Origin of the sequence: Nocardia beijingensis NBRC 16342 (genome assembly GCF_001612785.1) — a bacterium.
Taxonomy (GTDB): Bacteria; Actinomycetota; Actinomycetes; order Mycobacteriales; family Mycobacteriaceae; genus Nocardia; species Nocardia beijingensis.
Genome location: NZ_BDBC01000015.1, coordinates 17,096 through 31,368 on the forward strand (window position 1 = coordinate 17,096; position 14,273 = coordinate 31,368).

General features: G+C 66.3%; 21 protein-coding genes and 1 tRNA gene. 10 read left to right on the forward strand and 12 right to left on the reverse strand.

Features of this window, described 5'->3' with window-relative positions:
• Positions 1 to 32 precede the first annotated feature (32 nt).
• Together NB3_RS09820 and NB3_RS09825 are read right to left on the reverse strand one after the other, a co-directional pair.
• Entirely contained in the window at positions 33 to 308 is a 276-nt protein-coding gene (locus NB3_RS09820) for a hypothetical protein (RefSeq protein ID WP_307694107.1), read from the reverse strand.
• Between the two features lie 182 nt (positions 309 to 490).
• Positions 491 to 691, reverse strand: a complete 201-nt coding sequence (locus tag NB3_RS09825; RefSeq protein WP_039794406.1) for a hypothetical protein — start codon at positions 689 to 691, stop codon at positions 491 to 493.
• Between the two features lie 171 nt (positions 692 to 862).
• On the opposite strand from NB3_RS09825, the gene NB3_RS09830 reads away from it, so the two are divergent.
• The 3 genes from NB3_RS09830 to NB3_RS09840 all read left to right on the forward strand — a co-directional run bounded on the left by NB3_RS09830 (position 863) and on the right by NB3_RS09840 (position 2,149).
• Complete coding sequence (locus NB3_RS09830) at positions 863 to 1,156, forward strand: DUF6191 domain-containing protein (RefSeq protein ID WP_067799911.1); 294 nt, start codon at positions 863 to 865, stop codon at positions 1,154 to 1,156.
• Positions 1,157 to 1,206: 50 nt separating this feature from the next.
• Entirely contained in the window at positions 1,207 to 1,530 is a 324-nt protein-coding gene (locus tag NB3_RS09835) for a hypothetical protein (RefSeq protein WP_067799914.1), read from the forward strand.
• Between the two features lie 61 nt (positions 1,531 to 1,591).
• The gene (locus NB3_RS09840) at positions 1,592 to 2,149 is read left to right on the forward strand and encodes a carboxymuconolactone decarboxylase family protein (protein ID WP_157111688.1); all 558 of its coding nucleotides are present in this window, start codon (positions 1,592 to 1,594) and stop codon (positions 2,147 to 2,149) included.
• A gap of 7 nt (positions 2,150 to 2,156) precedes the next feature.
• On the opposite strand, the gene NB3_RS36120 is transcribed toward NB3_RS09840, so the two are convergent.
• Positions 2,157 to 2,390, reverse strand: a complete 234-nt coding sequence (locus NB3_RS36120; protein ID WP_244891837.1) for a hypothetical protein — start codon at positions 2,388 to 2,390, stop codon at positions 2,157 to 2,159.
• Here NB3_RS36120 and NB3_RS09845 point away from each other — a divergent pair.
• Both NB3_RS09845 and NB3_RS09850 read left to right on the forward strand, forming a co-directional pair.
• On the forward strand, positions 2,379 to 3,608 hold the full coding sequence (locus NB3_RS09845) for an amidohydrolase family protein (protein ID WP_244891838.1): 1,230 nt from the start codon (positions 2,379 to 2,381) through the stop codon (positions 3,606 to 3,608). The genes NB3_RS36120 and NB3_RS09845 overlap by 12 nt on opposite strands.
• 104 nt (positions 3,609 to 3,712) lie before the next feature.
• On the forward strand, positions 3,713 to 4,549 hold the full coding sequence (locus NB3_RS09850; RefSeq protein WP_244891839.1) for an antibiotic biosynthesis monooxygenase: 837 nt from the start codon (positions 3,713 to 3,715) through the stop codon (positions 4,547 to 4,549).
• On the opposite strand, the gene NB3_RS09855 is transcribed toward NB3_RS09850, so the two are convergent.
• From NB3_RS09855 to NB3_RS09880, 5 genes are all read right to left on the reverse strand, one after another.
• Complete coding sequence (locus NB3_RS09855) at positions 4,550 to 5,005, reverse strand: deaminase (RefSeq protein WP_067799924.1); 456 nt, start codon at positions 5,003 to 5,005, stop codon at positions 4,550 to 4,552.
• A gap of 113 nt (positions 5,006 to 5,118) precedes the next feature.
• A complete protein-coding gene (locus NB3_RS34955; protein WP_157111690.1) occupies positions 5,119 to 6,213 on the reverse strand; it encodes a hypothetical protein in 1,095 nt (364 codons plus the stop codon).
• 59 nt (positions 6,214 to 6,272) lie between these two features.
• A complete protein-coding gene (locus NB3_RS09865) occupies positions 6,273 to 6,812 on the reverse strand; it encodes a hypothetical protein (protein WP_157111692.1) in 540 nt (179 codons plus the stop codon).
• Between the two features lie 282 nt (positions 6,813 to 7,094).
• Positions 7,095 to 7,364, reverse strand: coding sequence for a hypothetical protein (locus NB3_RS09875; protein WP_067799936.1), 270 nt, complete (start codon positions 7,362 to 7,364; stop codon positions 7,095 to 7,097).
• The gene (locus tag NB3_RS09880; protein WP_244891840.1) at positions 7,351 to 7,752 is read right to left on the reverse strand and encodes a DNA-directed RNA polymerase subunit beta; all 402 of its coding nucleotides are present in this window, start codon (positions 7,750 to 7,752) and stop codon (positions 7,351 to 7,353) included. The genes NB3_RS09875 and NB3_RS09880 overlap by 14 nt, the downstream gene beginning before the upstream one ends.
• Before the next feature lie 323 nt (positions 7,753 to 8,075).
• Between NB3_RS09880 and NB3_RS34040 the strand changes: the two genes are divergently transcribed.
• Genes NB3_RS34040 through NB3_RS09900 form a run of 4 tightly spaced genes read left to right on the forward strand, consistent with a single transcriptional unit; the run spans position 8,076 to position 11,101 of the window.
• Positions 8,076 to 9,350, forward strand: a complete 1,275-nt coding sequence (locus tag NB3_RS34040) for a helix-turn-helix domain-containing protein (protein ID WP_169810665.1) — start codon at positions 8,076 to 8,078, stop codon at positions 9,348 to 9,350.
• 12 nt (positions 9,351 to 9,362) lie between these two features.
• Positions 9,363 to 9,833: an SAM-dependent methyltransferase gene (locus NB3_RS09890; protein WP_067799941.1), complete on the forward strand. Its 471-nt coding sequence runs from the start codon at positions 9,363 to 9,365 to the stop codon at positions 9,831 to 9,833.
• 45 nt (positions 9,834 to 9,878) lie between these two features.
• Entirely contained in the window at positions 9,879 to 10,643 is a 765-nt protein-coding gene (locus NB3_RS09895; protein ID WP_244891841.1) for a helix-turn-helix domain-containing protein, read from the forward strand.
• A gap of 47 nt (positions 10,644 to 10,690) precedes the next feature.
• On the forward strand, positions 10,691 to 11,101 hold the full coding sequence (locus NB3_RS09900) for a VOC family protein (RefSeq protein WP_067799946.1): 411 nt from the start codon (positions 10,691 to 10,693) through the stop codon (positions 11,099 to 11,101).
• Between the two features lie 152 nt (positions 11,102 to 11,253).
• Here the strand turns inward: NB3_RS09900 and NB3_RS09905 are convergent.
• The 3 genes from NB3_RS09905 to NB3_RS09915 form a co-directional block, all read right to left on the reverse strand.
• Positions 11,254 to 11,341 (reverse strand) — tRNA-Ser (locus NB3_RS09905).
• A gap of 61 nt (positions 11,342 to 11,402) precedes the next feature.
• Positions 11,403 to 11,837, reverse strand: coding sequence for a nucleoside deaminase (locus tag NB3_RS09910; protein WP_067800387.1), 435 nt, complete (start codon positions 11,835 to 11,837; stop codon positions 11,403 to 11,405).
• Between the two features lie 43 nt (positions 11,838 to 11,880).
• Entirely contained in the window at positions 11,881 to 12,420 is a 540-nt protein-coding gene (locus tag NB3_RS09915; protein ID WP_067799948.1) for a tRNA adenosine deaminase-associated protein, read from the reverse strand.
• Between the two features lie 58 nt (positions 12,421 to 12,478).
• On the opposite strand from NB3_RS09915, the gene NB3_RS09920 reads away from it, so the two are divergent.
• Positions 12,479 to 13,429 (forward strand): prephenate dehydrogenase, encoded by a 951-nt coding sequence (locus NB3_RS09920; RefSeq protein ID WP_371855892.1) that lies wholly within the window; start codon positions 12,479 to 12,481, stop codon positions 13,427 to 13,429.
• A gap of 192 nt (positions 13,430 to 13,621) precedes the next feature.
• Here the strand turns inward: NB3_RS09920 and NB3_RS09925 are convergent, their stop codons facing one another.
• On the reverse strand, positions 13,622 to 14,236 hold the full coding sequence (locus NB3_RS09925) for a putative glycolipid-binding domain-containing protein (protein WP_280516576.1): 615 nt from the start codon (positions 14,234 to 14,236) through the stop codon (positions 13,622 to 13,624).
• Between the last annotated feature and the right edge of the window lie 37 nt (positions 14,237 to 14,273).

Below are 14,273 nucleotides of genomic sequence, written 5' to 3' on the forward strand. Positions count from 1 at the left end.
ATCCGGACTCCGGATACGGGGCCGAGTGCGTTTCACCCGCTGGGTTGGGGCAGCTCGCAGCTACCGACCTTCGGATTCACCCCCACATAGTTCAGCGGACCGGCGAGGGCGGTGAGACCGATCGTGCCCCAACCGGCGCAGTTGATCGGGGGGCCACTGTCGAAATAGTGCCGTTGACCGGCCGCGAGCAAACCGATGGCCAGCCAGGCCAGCAGCAGGAACCCGAATACCCGGGAGCCTGCACCGGAGCCGCGCCCGTCACGCGCGCGACGTTCGTAATCACGCCCCCGACGTCCGTAATCACGCATCTCATCGGTTCCTTCCGTGCTCCCCGTCGAAGGGGGATACCCGGGCACACCGACAGCTATCCAAAGAAACCTAGGAAAATGCGACCACCTCGCTGACTAGCAAACATTTGGTTTACGGCCGCGTACACAAGCGGACGGCCGGGTGGTATACCCACCCGGCCGTCCGCCGTCACTCGATCGAATTACGGGCTCGGTTGCGGGACATTGCAATCCGCGACCTTCGGGTTGACGCCCATGTAGTTGAGCGGCCCCGCGATCACCGTGACGGCGATCGTGCCGAAACCGGCGCAGTTGACCGGCCCACTGTCGAAATAATGGCGTTGTGCTGCGGCGACCACGCCGATCAGCAACCAGATCAAGACGATTACACTTCCGATTCTCATGTCTCTCTCGCGCATCGCTCCCGCGCGGATCGTCCGACGGCGCATGTGGCATCGCGTCCTTCCCGCACTTTCCGTATCGGGCGTATACCCGCGATCATCGGCGTTACCCATCGCGAAACGGGCAATTTTCGCCCCGGTTCGGCGGGGGCGTCGGCTGGTAGCTTCGGTGGCATGGCAGCGCTGTTCCAGTGGTCGATTCCCGGCTGGGTGATCCTGCTCGTGCTGGTGGCCGTCTACGAGCTGACCGTGAACAAACGCCGCAGGCGCCGCCGCACCCCCATCTCCGGCACGTTCACCGACGAGTTCACCGCGCTGTTCTACGCGACCAAGCGCATGGAGCTGGACCACCGTGAGTCGGTGTCGATGTTGCGGGACGAGCAGGAGCAGGGCGCGCCGCCGCTGGCCGGAGTCGACCTCGACGGCCGAAAGGCCGTGTTGCGCAGGGCGAAGGACGACAACCCGTAGCGCTGCGCCGATTCTCAGCGCGGGCGGTCGGCGTCGGACAGAATGAGGCCATGCGTGGCTCGATGAGTGAGAAGTGGCAGCGGTTCGGCGAGCACCTCGAGTCCGCCCCGGGGCGGCTGCCGAGCCCGGTCCGCCGGGCGCTGAAAGCCAGGGCCGCCGGGACGGCCGACTCCGGTCAGGACGTGCCGGCGGAACTCGCCGCCTTCGCCGATTTGGTGGCCGAGCGGTCCTACCGGGTCACCGAGCAGGAGATCGCGGCGTTGAAAGCGGCCGGGCACAGCGACGACGAGATCTTCGAGGCGACCGCGGCGGCCGCCTACGGCGCGGCCGACCGGCGCCTGCGCGCCGCGCGCCTGGCTTGGGAGGGGCACTGAGATGTGGCTGGAGGCAGTGCGATCCGGCCACGACCGGCCGACCAGACTCGTTTTGTGGACCATGCGCCGGTTCAGCGGCGTCGAGGTGCCAGCCGTGCTCAAAGTGCTGTTCTACCGGCACCGGTTCTTCGGTTCGCCGTTGTCGGACCTGATCCAGGACATCATGCGCGGACCGTCGTACTGGACTGTCGCCGAACGCGAGATCTTCGCGACGCACACCTCGCAGGCCAACGAGTGCCCGTTCTGCGCCACCTCGCACGAGGCGATCGCGGGCGCCTACATCGACGCCGATGTGGTGACCCGAGCCCTGGCGGGCGGCGCGGACTCCCCGCTGCGCCCCGAGGCGCGCGTCATGCTCGACTTCCTCGCGAAGATGGCTCGTGACCCCGCCGGGTTGACCGCCGAGGACGCCGCGGTGGTCCGGCTGGCCGGCGTCTCCCGGGAGGCGTTCGACGAGGCCGTCTGGGTGGGCACCTGCTTCAACGTGATCAACCGGATGATGAACACGGTCGGAGCGGGCCCGCTGGAGGACGGGCAGCGCGGCGTGAGCGCCCGATTCATCAAACTCGCCGGGTATCGCATGCCGCCGCCGGTGGCGTTGTTCTCGCGCGGCGTCTGACCGCATTTCACCCGATCCGCTCGCGCGCCGGATCAATGTGTGTTTTGCTCGAATGGTGAGCCAAGTCCACTTGGGGCACATTTTCCACATCGCCGGAAGTCCCGCTGCCGGCGATGCGGCCGCCGCTTTGACCGACGTGCCCGACGGGGCTTTGGTGATCGACGAGAGCGGCCGGGTCGTATTCTGCGGACCGCGCTCCGATATCCCGGCCGAACACCATTCCGAAAAAGTGTTCGACCATCGCCCCGGGTTCCTGCTTCCTGGGTTCGTCGACACGCATATCCACTTCCCGCAGACTTTCGCGGGAGATGCCTACGGCGGCGGCCAGCTGCTGGAATGGCTCGAATTATGTATCTATCCCGCGGAATCCCGCTATGCCGACCCGGAATTCGCGCGCTCGGCGGCCACCGAATTCTGCGCGCGGCGCATCGCCGCGGGCACCACGGCGGCGATGGTCTTCGGTTCGGCGTTCCCGCACGCGCAGGACGCGCTGTTCACCGAGACCCGGCGGCGAGGTCTGCGGATGGTCGCGGGCCGTGGCATCCAAACGACCGGAGCGGACGCGGCGGCCGCACTCATCACCACCGAAGCCGACGCCATCCGTTTGACCAGCGAAGAGATCGACAAGTGGCACGCCGCCGACACCGGTGACGTGGACACGGCGCTGCTGCACGTGGCGATCGTGCCGCGATTCTCGTTGGCGGTCACGCGCGAGACGCTGAAAAACCTGGGCGATCTCTACGATTCGGTGCGCGAACGCGGCGTCTATTTCCACAGTCACCTCAACGAGAACAACCGTCCTGGGACCGGCGAAGTCGACAGCACCAAGCAGGCGTACGACGTCGCGACCTACCTGGACACCTACGACGGGAAGTTCCTGCCGGGGTCGGCGGTGGGCGGCAAGAGCCTGCTCGGCAGGCGCAGCATCCTCGCCCACTGCGTGCACTGCCAGGATGTCGAGCTGCGGCGGATGGCCGAAACCGGCACGTCGGTGGCGCACTGTCCGGTCTCGCAGCAATTCCTCGGCTCCGGCACGATGCCGTGGCAGCGCACGCTCGCCTCGGGCGTCACGGTGGCCGCGGGCACCGATTACGGCGGCGGAGACGAATGGCTGATCCCGCAGGTGCTGTCGGCAGCGTTCAAGGTGCACATCTCCGAACCGGGCGAGCAAGGCGTGTCGATGCATCCGGCCGAAATGCTGTTCACCGGTACGCTGGCCGGTGCGCGCGCCTTGGATATGGAGAATCGTTTCGGCAACTTCGACCTCGGTAAGGAAGCCGATTTCATCGTGATCGATCCGGCGCGGGTCCCGACGCTGGAAAGCACGCTGGCCTACGGCATTCGTTCCGACGACCCGGTACTGGCTCGGGATCAGACCCTGTTCGCGCTGCTGATGGGTATTCGCGAACCCGCGATCACCGAGGTCTATGTGCGGGGCCGCCGCGTCGACGTGATATGAATGCCGCTACTGTCGTGACGGTCTTTCATCGACCGGCACACGAAGCGGCATTCCGGGATTGGCTCGATAGGCTGCGCCGAATCGCCTGCGGAATACAAGGATTCATGCATTCGTCGGTCGCGGTGACCGGAAGCCCGATGCTCGAAGCGGGATTCAGCGTCACGTTCCGTTCCGAGCCATCGCTCCATGAATTCCTGGACTCGGCCGAACGGGCAGCCGTCGTGTCCGATGGCGAATCGCGCGGCTTCCATTGCAAGAGTTCGGATCTGATCTTCGTGGAAGGCGGGGCGGCCCCGCCGGGCGTCTGCGTGTTCCGGCACAGCGTCGCGGACGGCAAGGAGGACGAATTCCAGGCGACCGAAGCGCAGCTCGTGGCGGCGAGTTCGCGATTCTCCGGGTTCGAAGGAGCGGCGCTTTTCCCCGTTGACGATGGGCGCTGGTTCTCGGTGCTCAGATTCCGCACCCAACGTCAGCTGACCGACTGGCTCGGCTCGGACGAACGCGCCGCCGCCTTACCGGAATTGCGCGCGAAGCTGACCGAGGACTTCACCGTGGACGCGCACACCACACCGTTCGGCTCGACCGTGCGCACGGTCGACGGCGAGACCAGGATGACGCCGGCCTGGAAGACCGCCATGCTGGTGTTGCTGGTGTTGTATCCGACGGTGATGGTGCTGTCCCGATTCCTCGGCCCGGTGCTCGACCGGCTCGGCGCGCAGCCGTGGCTGGCGCTGTGGCTCAGCCAGATCGTGAGCGTGGGTTTGATGAGCTATTTCCTCTCGCCAGCCGTCGCTCGCTGGTTTCGCCGGTGGCTGGACCCGGTTGACGGCGCGAGCCCGCGCATCAGCGTCGCCGGGGCGGCGGTGGTCGTCGTGCTCTACGCGCTGACGCTGCTGCTGTTCGCGTCGGTGCGCTGGTTGCAGTACTGGGACTACGACTGATCAGGACAGGTCGAGGTGCCGGTTCATCGACATCGCCGCCTCGGCCAGGTCGGCGAGCTCGATCACCTCGACGCCCGCCCGCTGAAGTTTCTCCACTCCCACGCAGTTCACCACGAACGTCGACGGCTCGCGCCACGCGATCACCACGACCGGTATACCGGCCCGCAGTATCCGGTCGGTGCACGGCAGCCGGTCCTTCGTCCCCCGCTCCGAGCAGGGCTCCAGCGTGCTGTAGATCGTCGCGCGCGCCAGCCGGGGATCGGCCGGATCGAGCTTGCGAAGCGCGGCCTCCTCGGCATGCTCCTTGGGATCGGACTCTCGTGAATAACCGGTCGCGATCTCCGCCCCGTCGGCGACGATCACCGCACCCACCGAGAACGCACCCTCGGCCATCGGGCACTGACGCGCGAGCTCGATAGCGCGGTTCATCCAGTAGTGATGGTCGGGTTCACCCACCCCGGAGCGACCTCCTTCGACTCGTCCTGCTGATCACTCACCTCTCGGACCTGAGACTAGCGCCACGCCATCCGGCCGCGCGGAGACCGCCGGGTCGAAGTCGGCAAGACGATTCACCGGCCACGCTCGATCGCCCGACTCCGGTCCTGACTGTGCCAATGACCACGCCGCACCCGCGGCGACGTGCCGGGAGGTTCCCGCACCGCCGCCGACGGCGGTTCCGCCTGACCGATCTGAAGGAGCTGCACCACCTCCGGCGAAATCCCCCGCGCCTGCAACCGCGCCCGTTCTTCGGCGCGTTCCTTCTCCGCCGCCTCACGCGCCTTGAAAGCAGCCTCTCGTTCCTTCTCGGCTGCCGCGCGGGCCTCGGCCGCTGCGCGCTCGACGCTTGCAACCTCCGCCCCGTCGCTCCCCGACCGCCGCCCGGTGTCGACAGCTTCGCGTTCCTGGTACTGGGTGGACACTGGGAACTCCTGCGCCACCCGTTCGGCAGCCGCCCGTTCAACTCGTGCACGCTCATCGGCTCCGCGCGCCAGTCTGAACCGCTCGGCTTCTTCTCTGGCCTGCCGATCACGTTCGATCTTCTGCGCTGCGTCCACCCGGCCCCGCGCAGCGGCTTCGCGGAATCTCAGCATGCTACGGAACTTTTCAGCTCGCTCACGCGCTCGCGCCAGCTCCGCGATTTTCGCGCGTCGCTTCTCTAGAGCCTGGGCCTTCCCTTGTCGAGCTCTCTCGCGAATGCCCGGAAATTCGAGCTGTTGCCCTTTTCCGCGCTCCATGGCGAGACCTAGTGCCCAGATCTCGCGGGCATCGGAACGTGAGATTATCTTATGATGAAATTGGCTCGGAAAATCGCGGATCAAGCCGTCTATCAGTTTCTGTAGATCTTTCGCTACCGTCTCGCCTTCAACGGATCGCAACATGTGCTGATGATTCGGATTCTCTTTGAGAATCTCTCGCATCGCCTCCAGTTGCTTTCTGTCCTTCTGTCCTCCGATCTGCCCGGACTTATCTTCTATGGTGAATGTCCGCGCGCCAACCTCCTTGGAGTGGTCTACACGGATCCGCCCTTTGGTGGTCTCGTATATGCGCGACCCTGGAATATACCCGTTCTCGCGGTCGCGAAAGAATCGATCGATGCCGTTCTCGAAAATTCTGCCGCGTTCATGGTTCGGGACCCGGTCGCGGTCTCTGTCGTATTCGTCCATTGCGGGCCACACCCCCCGGTGGGCAGAACATCGTGGTCAAAGAGGTTGTTCAAAAACCTTCATCGAGCCGTCGAGGCTTCATCGTCGAGCTTCTCTTGGTGATAGGCCGCATATTCACGGAAGATGGCTGCCATTTTCGAGAACATTCCGTCGTAAACCTCGGGGTCGAAGTCGATCATGCTTCCCATCAGTCCCCATATGGTGTCCACGTCTTCGTCCAACGTGTCGAATCGCAAAGCCGGATTCACGTGGTCATAGAACGAATGATCGCGACCGAACCATTTGAATTCGACCCACTCGGCACCCGCGAATTTCATGAAGCACTCACCGATAAAACATATGAATGCGTCCGCCATGTCCGCGTTCTCGGGTGCCATCGCCGTCGCCAGGTCGGGGAACAGCTCCGCAACGACAGGATCAAGCCGTTTGACTTCCGCCGACTCCTCCGGCCACGGCTCCGATGGAATGCGCCGCAATCCGGCATGATCCATGAACTTTCGCACTTGAGCCTGGCGGCGCTCCGGGTCGACCCATTTGCCCCATTCGGTCCGCTCGACGGGCACGCCGAGATCGATGGTCAACTGCTCGTCATTCCCCACATCCAACTCCTTCTCGTCACGGCCCGAACAGGTCAGTGTCGCGCGTGCAGGTCCACCGGGCAAGGAACCCACATCATCGCTCGATATACAGCCGTTCACACGGCAATCTGGGCCAGCCCTCGGCACTATCCGGAAGCACGTGCACCGCGTCGACGTAGTGCCGTTTCCGATGTTCTTGCACAAACAGAACAGCGGCGGTGAGGCAAGCGGCGAAGTCGAACCGCGCGCCGTGCAGGAACACCGACAAGTGCACGTCCGGTTCGTCCGGCGGCGGAGATGTCATCACATGCCCCGTTCCCGGAACCACCGGTAGTCGTCGCGGGTCACGATTTCCGCCGTGACCCGAGTCGAACACTGCAACGGGTCGCAACCGTCGTGCGCGTCCAGTGCCTTGTCGGCGGCGTCGCGGCTCATCAACGGCAGGGTCGGGTTGCTGTGCGAAGTCAGCCGGTCATACAACCGCGCCCACGCTGCCTCGACATCGAACCTGTGCGACTTCCCGCCCTGGAGCAGTCGCAGCGCAGGACGCTCGGGTTCGTCACTGTCCGGCATAAGCCAGTACCCGCCGGCGCTGGGCCCGCTTCACCTCCGCGATGTCCCGTATCGCCCGCACTATCACCCACCCCGAAGGGCGAACGTGGCTGTCCGGACGCACAATCCACGCTCGAAAAGCCGTCCCGCGATCGGCTGGACTCGGCAACCCGATCGTTCCGCCGTCGCGCACGATGGAGACGTTGAACCGGAACATCTCAGCGAACAACCGCACATCATCCGGCGCGTCCGGCCGGATGATGAACGTCCAGCGCTGCGAACGGGGATGCGACAGAATCGGCCCCAGCTTGTAACCCTGGTTCTGCATCCACACCTTCACGTCGTGCCCCAGCACGGCGGGCATGGTGATCGCCCACACCGAACCGCAGCGGGCCACGATCCGACCCACATGCGGCGGATCCACCCTCGCGGGTATGTCGCACACATTCCGGTAATAGGCACATCGGGACATCGGCGTATCCCCAAACGCTATGTGGCCCATACAGACCTCTACTCGAATCGGAGGGGCATCGAGGTGCGCCCGGTCCTCGACAACCCCCTGACCGGTACCCGAGGACGGAAGCGGATGTCCTGTGCCGCTTGCGGTTCCGCACTCCCTGCCGGGCGCGTATTCAGATGACCACGGAATGTGCATCGAACAACATGGATCGGCGTCCACAGCGCATCCACAACTGGCTGTCTGCGTGGCCATTACCAGCTAGATTCGGCGGTATGGACGGTCACGCCGCTATCGTCGGTGCGCAGCTCCGAGCGGCCCGAGAAGCCGCTGGAGTGTCCCTGGCCGCACTATCTGCTCAGATTCACTACAGCAAGTCTGTGCTTGCCTACTACGAGACCGGAGAACGCACACCGACGCCTGATGTCATAGCGTGTTACGAGAAGCATTTTGGTCGCATCCAAGATCCGGTAGCGACCCTGCTCAATCTCGGAAAGGCTGATGTGGAACGGCGTTCTTTCCTACGTGTCGGATACTCCACAGCACTCAGCGCGTCCGTCCTGCTTCCCGACTGGCTCGACCACGCGTCCGCCCTAACTCGTAAGGAATCTCGAGTCCGCTACGTGGGGGAAGCCGACGTAGCCGCTGTACGAGACGTGATGCTCGTCTTCTCGCAGATAGATCAGCGGCTCGGTGGCGGGCATGGACGAACAGCCGTCGTTCAGTATCTGACCAACGAGGTAACCGGCTATCTGAAGGGGTCCTTCGCCAGCGAGACGGTGCGTCGCCAAATGTTCTCCGCAGCGGCGGAAATGGCCTATCTCGTCGGGTGGATGGCTTTCGACAACGACGAGCACGCAGCCGCACAACGCTACTTCGCCACATCGACCCAGCTTGCCGCCGAAGCCGAAGACGCGCCGTTGGCCGGTCACGTGCTGCGCGCCATGGCCCACCAGGCCGTCGACCTAGGACACTCTGAGCAGGGCCTACAGCTGGCCGAAGCATCCGTCGGCGGCGCGCGCTACCGGGCGGCGTGCCCCCGCGAGCGCGCGCTGCTGAAGGTGGTGCACGCGAAAGCATTGAGCGCGGCCGGTCGGCCCGCCGAGTCAGCGAAAGCACTGCTCCAGGCCGAGCAGGATCTCGCGGCAGTCTCCGACTCTGATCCCGAACCCACTCGGGTGTTCTTCTTCTCCGAGGCGAGTCTCGCCCACGAAACTGCGTGCGCACTGCGGGATACGGGCGATCTCGCCGGGGCCGCTGACCAATTCCAGCTCAGCGTCCGTAAGCGCAAGGCCACCGCGTTCACACGAACCCATGCGGTGACTCTTGGTTACCTCGGCACAGTGCAGGCCCGCAGCGGCGAAATCGAGCAGGCTTGCGCGACCTGGCGTTCAGCACTCGACGCCATGGGCGGGGTGCAGTCCGGGCGCACCCGGAACGTGGCGCGCGACATACGCTCGACGCTGGCACGGTACCGCGGCCAGTCCATTCCCGGTGTCCGCGAGACTGACGAGCAGGCAGCCGAGTATCTAGCCGCAAACAAGAAGTAGGACAGGGGTCGTATGGCTGACGAAGTGTTCGAAGTAGTGCCGGTTGCGCACGTTGTAGGTGGACGGCGCGAACCGACCGATGATCACTGGGGTGGCACCGAGGCGATCATCCGCGTCGACGACCCCCGGTTCACCGAAGAGTCGGTGCAGGGGTTGGAGGAGTTCAGCCACCTGGAGATCGTGTTCCGGTTCCACCTCACCGACCCGACGGACCTGCATTTCGGTGCGCGTAGCGCCCGCGACAATCCCGAATGGCCGAAGGTCGGCATCTTCGGGCACAGGAACATGCGGCGCATCAACTGGCTCGGCGTCTCGCGATGCCGACTGCTCCGAGTGCACGGCCGCGACCTGCACGTCGCGGAACTCGACGCCGTCGACGGCACACCCGTGCTGGACATCAAACCCTGGTTCGCGGAGTTCGGCCCGCGCGGAGACGTCCGGCAAGCTGCGTGGTCCACGGAAATGCTCAAAGACTATTTCTAGGGACCAGGCCGCTGACCAGCCGGGCGCGGCGCTACGATGCCGGACGTGGCGCTCGACCGGTTTGAGGGCATTCCAGGACTGGAGTACCGATTGTCGGACTCGCCCTATGTCGAGGGCGTTTACCGGGTGGCGCCGATCGGTGGGCATGGTGTCTTCGCTCCGGAGCGCATGGTCTCGGTCGCGAACTCGAACTGGGAACTGCTGGTGTGGGCGTCGGACGGCGTCACCACCGTTTCGGTCCGCGGTCCCGAGACCCGACCAACCGTGGTGCCGTTGGGTGGCGGGCTGGGCTGCACCTTCGGCGTGATCTTCCGGCACGGCGCCTTTCTCCGGAATCTGCCCGTGAGCGGACTTGTGGACGGCAGCGTGTCGAGCCCGTATACGACGCCGCGCTCCTTCGTGCTGCAGGGGAGCGAGTGGGAGATCCCCACCTACGAGAACGCGGAGACGTTCGTGGAGCGCCTGGTCCGGGCGGGGTTGCTGGTGCGGGACCCGTTGGTGACCGACGTCGTCGCCGGGGAGCGGCCGGTGCTGGTAACTCCGCGCTCGGTGCAGCGCCGGGTCGCCGCCGCGACGGGCCTGACTCAGGGCATGATCCGGCGGATCGAGCGGGCTCGGCAGGCCACGATGCTGCTGCGGCAGGGCGTGGCCGCGACAGAGGTCGTACATCTGGTCGGGTATCACGACCAGCCACATCTGGCGCGGTCGCTGACCCGGTTCGTCGGCTTGACGGCGACACAGCTGCGACGGCCCGCCGCTGACGAGATCCTGTCGCTGCTGTACAAGACCGAGGCCGCGGTGCGGCCATAGGTTCGAAATCAGCCGGACGGCCCGGCGACAAGAACCGAGGAATACCAATGGCTTTCACACAGATCTATGTCAACCTGCCGGTCACCGACCTGGACGCGAGCACATCGTTCTACCTGGCGCTGGGTGGTGTGCTCAACCCGCAGTTCACCGACGAGACTTCCGCACAGGTCGCCCTCGGCGAAGTGGTGACCGTGCAGCTCATGACGCACGAGCAGTTCGCCGGATTCACCTCGCGGCCCATCGCCTCCGGTGCGATCGAGTCGATCCTCGCGCTGCCCGCCGAGTCGAAGGAGGACGTCGATCGGCTGGCCGACGCCGCCGTGAAGGCGGGCGGATCCGAGCCGCGCCCACCTCAGGACATGGGCTGGCTCTACAACCGTGCTGTGGACGACCCGGACGGCCACAGCTGGGAGCTGCTCTCGTTCGACGCGTCCGCGATGCCCGGCACGCCGGAATGATGAAGGCGCGGGCGGTTGATTCCCACCGCCCGCGTCGCGCCCGGCTAGCAGTGCGTTGTTCGGCGCGACGGCGATGTGTTCTGCTAGTGACCAGGCCGCTGACTGAGCAAAGGAAAAGCCCTTCACCTGGGCTAACAGGTGAAGGGCTGGAGCGGTGGCGGAGGGATTTGAACCCTCGGAGGGGGGTTACCCCTCACACGCTTTCGAGGCGTGCTCCTTAGGCCGCTCGGACACGCCACCGCCGACAACCATACCGGACGGGCGCCGGATCACTAAATCGCCTGTTGACCAGGGGTGGGGCTCAGCGCTGGGTGCGGAAGAACTGGTCGAGCAACGCCGCGCATTCGTCCGCGAGCACCCCGCCGCGCACCTCGGGCCGGTGGTTGAGACGACGGTCACGCACCACGTCCCACAGGGAGCCGACGGCGCCGGTCTTCGGCTCCCAGGCGCCGAAGACCAGGCGGCCCACCCGCGCGAGCACCAGCGCGCCCGCGCACATGGTGCACGGCTCCAGCGTGACGGCGAGCGTGGCACCCTCCAGCCGCCACCCGTCACCGTGGACGGCGGCGGCGCGGCGCAGCGCCAGGATCTCCGCGTGCGCGGTCGGGTCGCCCAGTGCTTCTCGCGCGTTCGCGGCGCGGGCGAGTTCTCTTCCGGCCGAGTCGAATACCACCGCGCCGACGGGTACGTCCCGCTCCCCCGCCGCCGCGGCGGCATCGATGGCCGCGCGCACCATGGCGGCGTCCGATAGGAACGGGTCGTCCGGCAGAACGCCCACGTCAGCGCGGTAGCTTGTCCAGCACCGCGGCGAATTCGCTGGCGAAGCCGAGACGCTGGGCGATCATGCCCAGTTGCTCGTCCGGATAGAGATCGGTCTCGGCGAGGATGACGCTCAGCACCGGTTCGGGCAGGCCGAGATCGGCGAGCACGCCGAGGTCGCCCTCCTCCCACGGCTCCACGTCGTCCAGTTCGTCCGGATCGATATCGGGGATTTCCACGTTCAGGGCCTCTAGGACGTCCGCGGCGATGTCGTAATCGATCGCGGCCGTGGCGTCCGAGACGAGCATCCGGGTCCCGCTCGGCGCGGGCCGGAGCACGATGAAGAACTCGTCGTCGATGTCGAGCAATCCGAACACCGCTCCGGAGCTGCGCAAAGCCTTCAGTTCGTTTTCCGCGGCGGACAAATCGGTGAGCGCGTCCCGGCTCAGCGGACTGCACCGCCATTTGCCTTCTTCGCGGACAACCGCCACTGCGAACCCTTCCACGTCGTCGTAATCGTCCGACGCCGCCCTGTTCGTGCCCGAGCGCTGTGCTGCCATGGCCGCAACGGTAGTCTGCTCGAGCGGAAATGTTGAAGTCGTATGCCAATCTGTTCCGGTGACTTCGGCGAAGAAAGCACCCGTATGCGTCCTCGGGACCGGTTTGATCGGCGGGTCGCTATTACGCGCGGCCGTCGCCGCTGGCTACGACGCCTGGGGATACAACCGCTCCCCGGTGGGCGCGCGGGCCGCCCGTGCGGACGGGTTCGACGTCACCGAAGACCTACCGGCCGCGCTGCGGCGCGCAGCGGAGAACGACGCGCTGATCGTGGTCGCGGTGCCGATGCCCGCGGTGCACCACATGCTCTCGGCGATCGCCGACTACGCGCCGGAGTGCGCGCTCACCGATGTGGTGAGCGTGAAGGGACCGGTCGCGGCGGCCGTACGCGAGCACGGCCTCGCCGCGCGGTACGTGGGCGGGCACCCGATGGCCGGTACGTCCGAATCCGGCTGGGCCGCCACCGATCCCGCGTTGTTCCGCGACGCGGTGTGGGCGGTCGGCGTTGACCAGGGCACGCGAGCCGACCCATGGACCCGCGTGGTGCGGCTGGCGCTGGACTGCGGCTCGGTGGTGGTGCCGGTGGTGGCCGCGGAACACGATCGCGCGGTGGCCCGCATCTCCCACCTGCCCCATGTGCTCGCCGAGACCCTGGCCGCGGCGGGCGCCACCGGAGGTGATCTCGCACTGGGACTCGCGGCCGGGTCGTTCCGGGACGGCACCCGCGTCGCGGGCACGGCGCCCGATCTGGTTCGCGCGATCTGCGAACCGAATTCGGCCGCGTTACTGGAAGTTCTGGACGAAACACTCACCGCGCTCGCCGCGGCGCGCGACAGCCTGCGCGACAAGCAGTCCCTCGCGGACCTGGTCGAAGCCGGACACGACGCGCGACGACGCTACGAATCCGCGCGGCGCTGGGGAATCACCGGCATCCGTCCCGGCGACCAGGATTGGCTGGAAGATCTGCGGGCGGCGGGCGAGCGCGGCGGGGTCATCACCCGGCTGGACTGACCGCGCAATCGGCGCACCCGAGCTACAGAGATGCACTACCTCCCGGAGATCCAGCCAGCAGGCGTCGGCGCACCGGAGCCGGTCTGGCCCAGCGTCGAAGGACACCGGCGACTCGCTACCGGATGACTTCGGACGCCCGGCCGCGCCGGGAGCGCACGCCGACGCTGCGGCCGGACGTCGATGAACGCGGTTTCAGATCCGCTCGGCCAGGCCCGGGTAGTCCAGCAGGAAGCCGTCGGCGTCCACCGTGACCGTCGCGCTGGAGACCGGCGACAGCACGCTGATGCCGTCGGCGGCGCTGCTGTAGATCAGCGTGGCCTCCTGGACGAGCAGGTCGGGCAGGCGCACATAGACCACCGGGACCTGCACGTCCTCGACCGCGTGTTGCAGGTCGTAGCGGCGGATGGGCAGGGTGTTGAAGAACGGGCTGAGCACCACGTCCACGTCGAGCGCTCCGGCGAACGTGGAGCGCACGTGGTTGCCGCCCGCGTCGATGAGCCAGTAGTTCTCCTCGTCGCGGGCGATGGAGGCGTGCCGCTCCCCGGCGGCGGTCGCGGTGCGCACCGACAACCGCTTCGTCACACCGTTCTCATCGGTGACCAGGTCGTATGACGCGCTGAACGCGGGATGGTCCGCGCTCGCGCCGCCGATCATGCGCCCGGCGGCGCGGATGCGGTTGCCGTTGAGCTGCACCCGCACCGACTCCATCCGGGTCGCGTCGTGGGCGCGCCAGGTGAGGATCGCCGGCCACCGGGATTCCTGCGTGCTCGCGGCGGGGCTCTCGGGGTCGGAGGATGGGGTCGTCACGTATCTACCGTAAGCGACATCCACCTCCGGCCCGTAG

What these genes read in the sequence shown, in the direction of transcription:
- NB3_RS09820 (WP_307694107.1), bottom strand. Translation starts at nt 308, where the DNA reads ATGCGTGATTACGGACGTCGGGGGCGTGATTACGAACGTCGCGCGCGT.
- NB3_RS09825 (WP_039794406.1), bottom strand. Translation starts at nt 691, where the DNA reads ATGAGAATCGGAAGTGTAATCGTCTTGATCTGGTTGCTGATCGGCGTG.
- NB3_RS09830 (WP_067799911.1), top strand. Translation starts at nt 863, where the DNA reads ATGGCAGCGCTGTTCCAGTGGTCGATTCCCGGCTGGGTGATCCTGCTC.
- NB3_RS09835 (WP_067799914.1), top strand. Translation starts at nt 1,207, where the DNA reads ATGCGTGGCTCGATGAGTGAGAAGTGGCAGCGGTTCGGCGAGCACCTC.
- NB3_RS09840 (WP_157111688.1), top strand. Translation starts at nt 1,592, where the DNA reads ATGCGCCGGTTCAGCGGCGTCGAGGTGCCAGCCGTGCTCAAAGTGCTG.
- NB3_RS36120 (WP_244891837.1), bottom strand. Translation starts at nt 2,390, where the DNA reads ATGGTCGAACACTTTTTCGGAATGGTGTTCGGCCGGGATATCGGAGCG.
- NB3_RS09850 (WP_244891839.1), top strand. Translation starts at nt 3,713, where the DNA reads ATGCATTCGTCGGTCGCGGTGACCGGAAGCCCGATGCTCGAAGCGGGA.
- NB3_RS34955 (WP_157111690.1), bottom strand. Translation starts at nt 6,213, where the DNA reads ATGGACGAATACGACAGAGACCGCGACCGGGTCCCGAACCATGAACGC.
- NB3_RS09875 (WP_067799936.1), bottom strand. Translation starts at nt 7,364, where the DNA reads ATGCCGGACAGTGACGAACCCGAGCGTCCTGCGCTGCGACTGCTCCAG.
- NB3_RS34040 (WP_169810665.1), top strand. Translation starts at nt 8,076, where the DNA reads ATGGACGGTCACGCCGCTATCGTCGGTGCGCAGCTCCGAGCGGCCCGA.
- NB3_RS09890 (WP_067799941.1), top strand. Translation starts at nt 9,363, where the DNA reads ATGGCTGACGAAGTGTTCGAAGTAGTGCCGGTTGCGCACGTTGTAGGT.
- NB3_RS09900 (WP_067799946.1), top strand. Translation starts at nt 10,691, where the DNA reads ATGGCTTTCACACAGATCTATGTCAACCTGCCGGTCACCGACCTGGAC.
- NB3_RS09910 (WP_067800387.1), bottom strand. Translation starts at nt 11,837, where the DNA reads ATGGTGCGCGCGGCCATCGATGCCGCCGCGGCGGCGGGGGAGCGGGAC.
- NB3_RS09915 (WP_067799948.1), bottom strand. Translation starts at nt 12,420, where the DNA reads ATGGCAGCACAGCGCTCGGGCACGAACAGGGCGGCGTCGGACGATTAC.